Genomic DNA, 12,785 nt, shown 5'->3' on the forward strand with positions numbered 1-12,785 from the left:
GAGTTATTGCTTTTTGTTTAAAAAATGTTCAGAAAGTTGTATCTTTATGCCGTTAAAAACTAACTAATACCCCCAATTTATGAAAACAAGTCGTTGTTTACTTTTCCTGATTTTATTAGGATTTGCCTTTTCTTTAAAGGCTTCGGATACGGTTTATGTACGTGAGACCCAGATCCCTATTTTGATTGAACGACAAGATAATGTGTTGTTTTATCTTCGTTTGGATGCTAAAGAGAGTAAGATATTGAATGAAGTAGTCTTAGACTTAAGTAAAAGTACAAATGTATCAGATATTCAGGCTATCAAACTTTATTATGGAGGAACAGAGGCTTTGCAGGATAGAGATAAGAAAAGATTTGCTCCTGTTGAATATATTTCCAGTCATCGTCCGGGGAATACCTTGGCGGCTATTCCTTCTTATTCAATAAAATGTGCGGAGGTGTTGCACCCCTCTGGCAAGGTTACATTAAGAAGTAATTATCAGTTGTTTCCCGGTGTAAATTTCTTTTGGATTAGTTTACAGATGAAATCTAGTACTTCTTTACAGACAAAAATAAGTTCAGCATTAAAGTCTATTAAGGTAGATGATAAGACTATTATCTGTCAATCAGTTTCACCAAAGGATGTTATTCATCGTATGGGAGTCGGAGTGCGTCACGCTGGTGATGACAACTCTGCATCTTTCCGTATTCCAGGACTAATTACTACAAATAAAGGGACATTATTAGGCGTATATGATGTTCGGTATAATAGTAGTGTAGATTTGCAGGAATATGTAGATATAGGTTTGAGTCGTAGTACGGATGGAGGAAAGACATGGGAGAAAATGCGCCTTCCTTTGTCGTTTGGTGAATTTGGTGGACTACCAGCTGCACAAAATGGAGTAGGGGACCCCTCTATTTTGGTAGATACTAAAACAAATACCGTATGGATAGTTGCTGCATGGACCCATGGAATGGGAAACCAACGTGCATGGTGGAGCTCACATCCGGGTATGGATTTGAATCATACAGCACAATTAGTGATGGCAAAGAGTACGGATGATGGTAAAACCTGGTCCAAGCCTATAAACATAACAGACCAGGTGAAAGATCCTTCCTGGTATTTCTTACTTCAGGGACCGGGACGAGGTATTACAATGAGTGACGGAACATTAGTGTTTCCAACTCAATTTATAGATTCTACCCGTATTCCAAATGCTGGCATTATGTATAGCAAAGATCGAGGAAATACATGGAAAATGCACAATCTTGCACGAACGAATACAACTGAGGCACAAGTTGTTGAAGTAGAACCGGGAGTACTGATGCTGAATATGCGTGATAATCGTGGAGGAAGCAGAGCTGTTGCTATAACCAAAGATTTAGGTAAAACCTGGGAAGAACATCCCTCTTCCCGTAAAGCATTGCAGGAATCAGTTTGTATGGCGAGTATCATTCATGTCAATGCTAAAGATAATATACTAAATAAAGATATCCTTCTTTTTTCTAACCCCAATACCATAAAGGGCAGGAATCATATTACGATTAAAGCAAGTTTGGATGGAGGACTTACCTGGCTTCCGGAACATCAATTATTGTTGGACGAAGCTGAAGGGTGGGGATACACCTGTTTGACTATGGTGGATAAAGAAACAATTGGAATTTTGTATGAAAGTAGTGTGGCACATCTGACGTTTCAGACTGTGAAATTAGCTGATATTATAAAGTAGTTTCATCTTTCAAATTATTTCTTTTAATTAATAAGCATAGAAAGAATGAAAAACAATTATAATTTATTTACAACTTTCCTTTGGCTTATTTTTTGTCTAATTTCAACTGTTGCAGAGGCTGATGATCTTCTATTGCCTAAACCACAGCAGTTTATTTCTAAAAGTTCTGACTTTGTACTGAATAGAATTAATTTGAGAACTCCGGTCCTTCAACAGGAATGGACTGATTTTGTGGTAGAACATGGAGGATATGTGGATACTCATGCAAATTCTGTAATAGAGGTCATAATAGTTCCTTCTTTGAATGGTGTACTCATCAATCAAGAAGAGGCTTATCGTATGACAGTGAATAAACAAAAAATAGAGATTGAAGCCGTAACAGAACGTGGAGTATATTGGGCTATGCAAACTTTAGCTCAATTAGCTGATAAATCAAAGAAAAGAACTAGCTTTCATGGTTGTGAAATTTTAGACTGGCCTGCTTTTCGAATTCGAGGATTTATGCAGGATGTTGGACGAAGCTATTTACCTTTGGAGGAGTTAAAACGTGAGATTGCTATTCTTTCCAAATTTAAAATCAATGTGTTTCATTGGCATTTAACAGAAAACCAGGCATGGCGCTTACAAAGTAAAATATTTCCAATGCTGAATGATAGTACGAACATGACTCGATTTCCTGGTAGCTACTATACATTAGAGGAAGCTAAAGAGTTGGTCGCTTTTTGTAAAGCTCATCAAGTCTTGTTAATTCCGGAGATAGATATGCCGGGACATAGTGCAGCTTTTGTACGTACTTTCCGTCACGATATGCAGACACTGGAAGGCATGAAAATATTGAAACTATTATTGGATGAAATTTGTGATACTTTCGATGTCCCATATATTCATATTGGAACAGATGAAGTAGGATTCACCAATCCACAATTTGTACCTCAAATGGTGGCATATGTACGTTCTAAAGGAAAAAAAGTGATTTCATGGAATCCAGGTTGGAAATATAATCTGGGCGAGATCGATATGATGCAGCTTTGGAGTTATCGTGGTAAAGCTCAGAAAGGCATTCCGGCTATTGATTCCCGATTTCATTATTTAAATCATTATGATACATTTGGTGATATCGTAGCACTATATAATAGTCGGATTTATAATGAAGAAATGGGAAGTGAAGATCTAGCTGGAGTCATTTTAGGAGTTTGGAATGATCGTATGTTGAGTAATGAACAAAATATAATTCTAGAGAATAATTTCTATCCGAATATGCTGGCTATTGCAGAACGTGCATGGAAAGGAGGAGGGACTGAATATTTTGATAAACAAGGTACCATTCTTCCTACAGATGAAAATTCTGATGTGTTTCGTGACTTTGCAGATTTTGAGCATCGCATGTTATGGTATAAAGAACACCTTTTTGCAGGTTATCCATTTGCTTATGTCAAACAGACAAATGTGAAGTGGAATATTACAGACGCTTTTCCAAACGAAGGTGATTTGAGAAAAGTGTTTCCTCCGGAAAAAGAACTCAACGATTCGTATATTTATGAAGGTAAACAATATAAGGTACGTCCGGCAATAGGAGCCGGCATTTATCTTCGACATGTTTGGGGAAATCTTGTGCCGGCTTTTTATAAAGATCCACAAGAAGATCATACGGCCTATGCCTATACTTATGTCTATTCTCCTGCAAAACAGGTTGTCGGATTATGGGTAGAATTTCAGAATTATGGACGCTCAGAAAATGATCTGCCTCCGTTGCAAGGGAAATGGGATTATAAAGAAAGCCGTATCTGGATAAATGATCAGGAAATAGTACCCCCGGTATGGACTGCTATTCACCGGAAAAAAAGTTCGGAAATAGCATTAGGAAATGAGAATTGTGTAACTCGTTCTCCTTTGCAGGTTCAGTTGAATAAAGGTTGGAATAAAGTATTACTCAAACTTCCAGTGGGTAAATTTATAATTGATGAAATTCGTCTGGTGAAATGGATGTTTACTACTGTATTTGTGACTCTTGATGGTGAGAAAGCTGTGGAAGGATTGATTTATTCTCCAGAGAAAAAGTTATAATGTGTCGATAGACATAAGTATGGCTTTGCTCAGGACAGTCGAATATGGCATTTATGTTGAAACATAGTTCAACAGCTAAGAATGATATCCCGCAAGCTACTGATCAACAGATTCGTCTGTTTGATATGAAAGCACGTTGGAATACTAGTGCGGCAGAGTGGGATTCAACGGTGCTAGGTTCTCTAAATCATCTTCAATATTATCGGGATACTGAATGGACTACTTGTACTGCTGAAACTGCATCTGACTTTTCAGCAGTAGCTTATTATTTTGGAAAAGCATTACGGGATAGTTTGCAAGTACCAATAGGACTGATTTGTAATGCAATTGGTGGTTCGCCTACAGAATCTTGGATTGATAGATCATCATTAGAATATGGATTCCCTGCTATTCTGAAAGATTGGTTAAATAATGATTTTATTCAAGGATGGCAAGGGAACGAGCTGCTCTGAATATTAAGAAATCAGCATATTCATTTCAGCGTCACCCTTATGAACCCTGTTACTTGTATGAAGCAGGTATCGCTCCTTTAGAACAATATCCTATCAAAGGAGTCATTTGGTATCAGGGAGAATCAAATGCACATAATAAAGACGCTCATGAGAAACTCTTTAAATTATTAGTTCAGAGTTGGCGAAAGAACTAGAATGAGGATCGTTTGCCTTTTTATTTTGTACAATTACCCAGTATAGACCGTCCTTCATGACCATGGTTTCGTGATAGCCAACGAAAATTGATGAAAGAAATTCCATATACCGGTATGGCTGTATCCATCGATTATGGTGATTCATTAGATGTTCATCCCAATTGTAAGAAACCGATTGGCGAACGTTTGGCACGTTGGGCTTTGAATAAAACATACTCGAAGAAAATAATTCCTTCCGGACCTTTATTTCGCAGTGTCAGCAGTCGGGGTAATGCTGTGTTCTTATCTTTTGATTATGGACAAGGAATGAAGAGCTCAGATGGAAAAACATTACGTACGTTTGAAGTAGCGGAAATAGATGGTCTCTATTACCCGGCAACAGTAGAAATCATAGGGGAACAAGTGAAAATCTATAGCAAGAATGTATCGAAACCACGATACGTACGATACGGATGGCAACCTTTTACTCGGGCTAATTTAGTTAATCAAGCCTCTCTTCCGGCTTCGACCTTTATGGCTGAAATTCTAGTGAAATAAGAATTTTGTATGTTTTATAGTAAAGATTTGACAAGAAAACAGTATCTTTACTCCGTTAAATATCTAATGCCCCCACTATGATTTTAAATTTAACAGGAAAAGTGACCAAAATAGCATGCGGACTACTATGTTGTTGCACTATGACATATGCACAGAATAACGATACTTCGGATGTTGTTATTTTGGACGTTGGCTGGGAGTTTTCTCAAGCAGGAACAGATAAATGGATGTCGGCTACCATACCTGGTACAGTCCATCAGGATTTACTTCATCATAATTTATTGCCTAACCCTTTTTATGGGACTAATGAAGAGAAAATTCAATGGATAGAAAATGAAGATTGGGAGTATAAAACTGCTTTTATGGTATCCGAGGATCAGTTAAAGCGGGATGGAGCTCAACTTATTTTTGAAGGGCTCGATACTTATGCCGATGTATATCTTAACGGATCTTTGTTATTAAAAGCGGATAATATGTTCGTTGGCTACACCCTTCCGATAAAATCAACTTTGCGTAAAGGGGAAAATCACCTACAGATTTACTTTCATTCACCTATACGCCAGACTTTGCCTCAATATGATTCTAATGGATTCAACTATCCTGCAGACAACGATCATCATGAAAAGCATCTAAGTGTTTTCACTCGCAAAGCTCCATATAGTTATGGTTGGGATTGGGGAATACGGATGGTAACGAGTGGTGTTTGGCGTCCGGTAACACTTCGTTTTTACGATGTTGCAACGATATCTGATTATCATGTAAAACAGATGTTATTGACGGATGAGGCTGCAAGCTTATCCAATGAATTGATTATCGACAATATCTCTGAGGAAACAACTGCAGAAGTTGAAATTAAAGTTTCTTTGGATGGAACTAATGTTACAGAAGAGAAGCAATCAGTCATACTACAGCCCGGAATCAATCATATTGCTATTCCTGTAGAAATATCCCAACCTGTTCGTTGGATGCCCAATGGCTGGGGTAAACCTACATTATATGATTTTTCTGCTCAGATTTTTGCTAATGGAAAGGTGGTTGCCGCACAGTCCCATCGAATAGGCTTGCGTACTATTCGTGTAGTAAATGAAAAAGATAAAGATGGTGAATCCTTTTATTTTGAAGTGAATGGCATTCCCATGTTTGCCAAAGGAGCCAATTATATTCCTCAGGATGCTATGTTACCTTCTGTTACTCCGGAGCGTTATCAAACTTTGTTTCGTGATATTCGCGAGGCAAATATGAATATTGTGCGTGTATGGGGAGGAGGAGTATATGAGGACGACTATTTCTATGATTTGGCAGATGAAAACGGAATTCTGGTATGGCAGGATTTTATGTTTGCCTGTACCCCTTATCCTTCAGATCCAACTTTTATGAAAAGAGTGGAGACGGAGGCTGATTTTAATATTCGCCGACTTCGAAATCATGCCTCTTTAGCTATGTGGTGTGGGAATAATGAAATATTGGAAGCCTTAAAATATTGGGGCTTTCAGAAGAAATTTACTTCCGAAGTATATCAGGGAATGCTTAGTGGTTATGACAAATTGTTTCGTGAATTACTTCCTGCAATGGTGAATAAACTTGATACCGATCGGTTTTATGTACACAGTTCTCCTTATTTTGCAAATTGGGGACGACCTGAATCATGGGGAATAGGAGATAGCCACAATTGGGGGGTCTGGTATGGCAAGAAACCTTTTGAATCTTCAGATACTGATATTCCTCGTTTCATGAGTGAATTTGGATTCCAGTCATTCCCGGAAATGAAGACCATAGCAACTTTTGCTGCTCCTGAGGATTATCAGATTGAATCCAAAGTGATGAATGCGCATCAAAAGAGTAGTATTGGTAATGCATTGATTCGTACTTATATGGAACGCGATTATGTTGTTCCCGACAAATTTGAAGATTTTGTTTATGTCGGATTAGTCTTGCAGAGCAAGGGGATACGTCATGGACTGGAAGCTCATCGTCGTAATCGTCCCTACTGTATGGGTACTATGTATTGGCAATTGAATGACAGTTGGCCGGTTGTGTCTTGGTCAAGCATTGACTATTATGGCAATTGGAAAGCTTTGCATTATGAGGCAAAACGTGCTTTTGAACCACTTTTGATTGATCCTATACAGCAGAATGACAGCCTATGTATCTATATACTTTCTGATCGGTTAGACAACATGGAACAAATGAAGCTGGAAATGAAAGTGATCGATTTTGATGGAAAACCGATAGGAAAGAAAAATCAGATAAACTCATTGACTATTCCGGCCAATACATCTTTATGTGTTTACAAGGAAGATTTCAGTACGAAATTAACTCAGGAAGAACTTCAACGTTGTTTTTTGCAATTGACACTTAAAGATAAATCAGGGCATACTCTGGCAGAATCGATTCATTATTTCAAAAAGACGAGAGAATTACTTCTGCCTCAAACAACAGTCAGCTATAAGATGAAACAGACGGATGGAAAGTGTGAATTAACCATTACTTCCTCTAAACTGGCAAAAGATGTTTTCATTGAAGTTCCTTTTCAAGGTGCTCGCTTCAGTGATAATTTCTTTGATCTTTTGCCGGGAGAACATAAGACGGTTGTCATCACCTCTACTTCAATAAAGAAAGGAGAGAAGCTGCCCTTGACCATTAAACATATTCGTGAAACATATAATTAAAGACAAATTTATTAACTAACAAATTTATTAACTAACCCCTAATTTTTATTTTAATGAAACAGTTTTTAAAATTAACCGGTTGTCTTGCAATTGCCGGACTTGTTGCGTCCTGTAAGTCATCGGTGCAGCAAGAAGCCAATTATCAGATTATTCCATTGCCACAGGAAGTAGTAGAGACTCAGGGAGATCCTTTTGTTCTAAAGAGTGGCGTTAAGATTCTCTATCCGGAAGGAAATGAAAAGATGCAGCGCAATGCAGAGTTTCTAGCTGATTATCTGAAAGCATCTACCGGAAAAGATTTTGCTATTGAAGCAGGTACGGAAGGAGAAAATGCAATTGTATTATCGTTAGGATTAGAATCAGAAAACCCGGAAGCTTACCAATTGAAGGTTGAAGGTAATGGAATAGCGATTACGGGGCCTACAGAAGCTGGCGTTTTTTATGGAATTCAATCCTTACGTAAATCATTGCCTATCGTAATAGAGGGAGATATTGTATTACCGGCTGTGGATATCAAAGATTATCCGCGTTTTAGTTATCGTGGTGTACATTTTGATGTAGGACGTCACTTCTTTACAGTAGATGAGGTGAAAACCTATATCGATATGATGACATTACACAACATGAACCGTCTGCATTGGCATCTTACTGAAGACCAAGGCTGGCGTTTGGAAATAAAAAAATATCCGAAATTGACGGAAATCGGTTCCAAACGTTCAGAAACGGTAATTGGACGTAATTCCGGTAAGTATGATGGTAAACCATATGGCGGATTTTACACACAGGAACAGGTTAAAGATATTGTAGCATATGCTGCTGATCGTTATATTACCGTTATTCCTGAAATAGACCTTCCCGGACATATGCAAGCTGCTCTTGCTGCTTATCCGGAACTGGGATGTACAGGTGGCCCTTATGAAGTGTGGAGACAATGGGGAGTATCAGACAACGTGCTTTGTGCTGGAAATGATAAGACCTTGCAATTTATTGATGATGTGCTGACTGAAGTAATGGAACTGTTCCCTTCAGAATATATTCATGTCGGAGGTGACGAATGTCCGAAAACACAGTGGGAAAAATGTCCAAAGTGTCAGGCGCGTATCAAAGCATTAGGTTTACATTCTGATGGAAATCACACTAAGGAAGAACGTTTACAGAGTTTTGTGATCAATCATGCGGAGAAATTCTTGAATGACCATGGTCGTCAGATTATTGGATGGGATGAGATTTTGGAAGGTGGACTTGCTCCTAATGCAACTGTTATGTCGTGGCGTGGAGAAGCTGGTGGTATTGAAGCTGCCAAGCAAAAACATGACGTAATCATGACTCCTAATACTTATCTTTATTTCGATTATTACCAGACTAAAGATGTAGAAAATGAACCGTTGGGTATCGGTGGTTACGTGCCTATCGAAAAGGTATATGGTTACGAACCTACGCCTTCTTCACTTACTCCGGAAGAACAGAAACATATTATAGGTGTACAGGCTAATCTTTGGACCGAGTATATTCCTACTTTTTCTCATGTTCAATACATGGTATTACCACGTTGGGCTGCATTAAGTGAAGTTCAATGGACCATGTCTAATAAAAAGAATTATGCTGATTTCTTATCTCGTCTTCCCCGATTGATTAAATGGTATGATGCAGAAGGATACAATTATGCAAAATTTGTATTTGATGTATCAGCTGAATTTACTCCAAATCCTACAGACGGTACATTGGATATTACACTGACTACAATTGACAATGCCCCTATTCATTATACTTTGGATGGCACAGAACCTACTGCGACATCTCCATTATATGAGGGTACATTGAAAATAAAAGAGAATGGAACATTAACAGCGATTGCAATTCGTAGAAATGGAAATAGCCGTACTGTTTCAGAAAAAATCAATTTTAGTAAGTCCAGCATGAAGCCGATTGTGGCTAATCAGCCTGTCAATAAGCAATATGAGTATAAAGGAGTTACTACTTTAGTCGATGGCTTGAAAGGAAATGGCAATTACAAAACAGGTCGTTGGATTGCATTCTACAAGAATGATATGGATGTGACCATTGACCTTCAGCAATCAACAGAGATTTCAAGTGTTGCTATATCTACTTGTGTAGAAAAGGGTGATTGGGTATTTGATGCAAGAGGATTCTCTGTAGAAGTATCAGAAGACGGTGCAAATTTCACCAAAGTAGCATCTGAAGAATATCCGGTTATGAAGGAAACAGATAAAAATGGTATCTATGAGCATAAACTGACATTCACTCCGGTAAAAGCTAAATATGTAAAAGTTATCGCTCTATCTGAAAAACAGATTCCTGAATGGCATGGTGGAAAGGGAAATCCCGGTTTCTTATTTGTAGATGAAATCACAATTGATTAATGGATAAATGGAAAAGACACTTTAATGTTTGTCTTTTCATCTAATTATTGGGGATATGTCAGTGGGCATATCCCTTTTATATACAAGAATAGCCAAAGGTGCTATATACGATATCAGGCACGTTTACAGATAAAGTAGACGTGAAGTAAAATTGAAAACAGATATTTATGATAATAAAAACTAAAATTCTATTAGGATTAGTTATCTTCTCATTCTATAATGTGTTGAATGCACAGGTACGTACTACTTATACCTTTGAAAAAGGATGGAAGTTTACGCGTGAAGACAATACTGAATCTTTTCAGCCCGGTTATAACGACACTAAATGGCAATCAGTTATAGTACCTCATGATTGGGCTATTTACGGACCATTTGGTATAGATAATGATAAACAAATAACAGCTATCTCACAAGATGGACAAAAAGAAGCAATGGAACACGCTGGACGTACCGGAGGACTTCCTTTTGTGGGAGTCGGTTGGTATCGGTTACAGTTTGAAGCCCCTTCTTTTACGAAAGGAAAAAGAGCTACGCTTATTTTCGACGGTGCCATGAGTCATGCTCGTGTTTACGTGAACGGTCAAGAAGCCGGTTATTGGCCCTATGGTTATAATTCTTTCTATTTGGATGTTACTCCATATTTGAAAGAAGGAGCACCTAATATTTTAGCTGTTCGTTTAGAGAATCAACCGGAATCTTCCCGTTGGTATCCCGGTGCAGGACTTTATAGAAATGTACATCTGGTAGTCACAGAAGATGTACATATCCCGACATGGGGTACACAATTGACTACTCCGGTAGTGAAAGACGATTATGCAAAAGTAAACCTGAAGACTAAGCTTGTAGTACCTACTGATAAAAACTTTGATAAGTACCGTATTGTGACTGATTTGTTGGATAAGAATGGTAAAGTGGTAGCTACTAATGAGAAACAAGGTACTCGTTTTGATGACAATACATTTAGCCAAGAACTAATAGTTACCTCTCCAGCTTTGTGGAGTCCGGAAACTCCGAATCTTTATCAGGCAAACTTCAAAGTTTACGAAGGAGATGTGCTGAAAGACGAATATAGCACAACTTTTGGTATACGTACTATTGAAATTATTCCTGATAAGGGCTTCTATCTAAATGGGAAAAGAACGGTTTTTAAAGGAGTGTGTAATCATCATGATCTTGGTCCTTTGGGTGCTGCTGTCAATGATGCGGCTATTCGTCGTCAAATTCGTATTTTGAAAGATATGGGTTGTAATGCTATTCGTACCTCTCATAATATGCCGGCACCGGAATTGATTAAAGCTTGTGACGAAATGGGAATTATGGTAATGGCTGAAACTTTTGACGAATGGAAAGCAACCAAGGTCGCGAATGGTTATCATCATGTGTTTGATGAATGGGTGGAAAAAGACCTAACTAATTTAATATGTCATTATCGTAATAACCCGAGTGTAGTAATGTGGTGCATCGGAAATGAAGTACCCGAACAATGGCAAGGTGGAACAGGAGCTAAAATGTCTCTTTTCTTACAAGATATTTGTCATCGTGAGGATCCGACTCGTCCTGTCACGCAAGGAATGGATGCACCGGATGCTGTGGTCAATAATAATATGGCAGCAGTGATGGATGTTCCCGGATTTAATTATCGTCCTCATAAATATCAGGAGAATTATAAAAAACTTCCTCAACAGATTATATTGGGTAGTGAAACGGCTTCAACAGTCAGTACTCGTGGTATATATAAGTTTCCTGTCACTCGTCAGTGGATGAAGAAATATGACGATCATCAGTCCTCATCCTACGATGTAGAATCGTGTTCCTGGTCCAATCTTCCAGAAGATGACTTTATTCAGCATGAAGATTTACCCTATTGTATAGGAGAATTTGTCTGGACAGGTTTCGATTATATGGGTGAACCGACACCTTATTATACAGATTGGCCCAGTCACTCTTCATTGTTTGGCATAATCGATTTGGCAGGTTTACCTAAAGACCGTTATTATCTTTATCGTAGTCATTGGAATAAGGAAGAAGAAACATTGCACATCCTTCCACATTGGAATTGGGAAGGGCGTGAAGGCGAAGTAACTCCGGTTTTTGTTTATACCAATTATCCATCAGCGGAATTATTTATCAATGGTAAGAGTCAGGGAAAACGTACAAAAGACCTTTCAGTGACAATAGACAATAGTGCCGATTCTGTTTCTATTATGAATTTAAAACGTCAGAATCGTTATCGGTTGATGTGGATGGATACAAAGTATGAGCCGGGAACTGTCAAAGTGGTTGCATATGATAAAAATGGAAAAGCTGTAGCCGAAAAAGAAATTCATACAGCGGGAAAGCCAGATCATATAGAGTTGATAGCCGACCGTAATAGGATAGAAGCTGATGGAAAAGACCTTTCGTTCGTAACAGTAAAAGTCGTAGATAAAGAAGGGAATCTTTGTCCGACAGCCTCTCATGAAATCACTTTTAAAGTAAAAGGAGTAGGGACATATCGTGCTGGAGCCAACGGGAATGCTGCCTCTTTAGAATCTTTCCAAAATCCGAAAATGAAAGTATTTAATGGTATGATGACTGCTATTGTTTCTTCGACGGAGCAATCTGGCAAGATTATACTTGAAGCTACAGGCAAAGGATTGAAAAAAGGAATCCTGAATCTTGAAAGTGTTTCAGAAAATGTAAAATAAGAAAAATATTTTATTTTAATAAATGTCCCTCTAAGTATTTCATTGAAACGTACTTAGAGGGATTTTCTTTAGTGCTTAAAAGTAGATTAA

General features: G+C 38.1%; 5 protein-coding genes and 1 pseudogene. All 6 read left to right on the forward strand.

All coding sequences use genetic code 11. The features are described from left to right. The first annotated feature begins 79 nt into the window (after window positions 1-79). Window positions 80-1,711, forward strand: coding sequence for a sialidase family protein (locus JCM17102_RS13820; RefSeq protein ID WP_025075563.1), 1,632 nt, complete (start codon window positions 80-82; stop codon window positions 1,709-1,711). A gap of 45 nt (window positions 1,712-1,756) precedes the next feature. Further along, window positions 1,757-3,775, forward strand: coding sequence for a family 20 glycosylhydrolase (locus JCM17102_RS13825; protein ID WP_025075564.1), 2,019 nt, complete (start codon window positions 1,757-1,759; stop codon window positions 3,773-3,775). A 17-nt stretch (window positions 3,776-3,792) separates the two neighbouring features. Beyond that, window positions 3,793-4,958: pseudogene (locus JCM17102_RS27695) on the forward strand (sialate O-acetylesterase); the annotation flags it as partial. A 77-nt stretch (window positions 4,959-5,035) separates the two neighbouring features. Continuing rightward, window positions 5,036-7,627 (forward strand): beta-mannosidase, encoded by a 2,592-nt coding sequence (locus JCM17102_RS13845; RefSeq protein WP_025075568.1) that lies wholly within the window; start codon window positions 5,036-5,038, stop codon window positions 7,625-7,627. Between the two features lie 53 nt (window positions 7,628-7,680). Then, on the forward strand, window positions 7,681-10,008 hold the full coding sequence (locus JCM17102_RS13850; RefSeq protein WP_025075569.1) for a glycoside hydrolase family 20 protein: 2,328 nt from the start codon (window positions 7,681-7,683) through the stop codon (window positions 10,006-10,008). A 167-nt stretch (window positions 10,009-10,175) separates the two neighbouring features. Further along, window positions 10,176-12,695 carry a beta-galactosidase GalB gene (gene galB / locus JCM17102_RS13855; RefSeq protein WP_025075570.1) on the forward strand — a complete coding sequence of 840 codons (2,520 nt, stop codon included), beginning with the start codon at window positions 10,176-10,178 and terminating at the stop codon, window positions 12,693-12,695. Window positions 12,696-12,785: the final 90 nt, after the last annotated feature.

It is taken from the genome of Bacteroides faecichinchillae JCM 17102 (assembly GCF_000614145.1).
Classification (GTDB): domain Bacteria; phylum Bacteroidota; class Bacteroidia; order Bacteroidales; family Bacteroidaceae; genus Bacteroides; species Bacteroides faecichinchillae.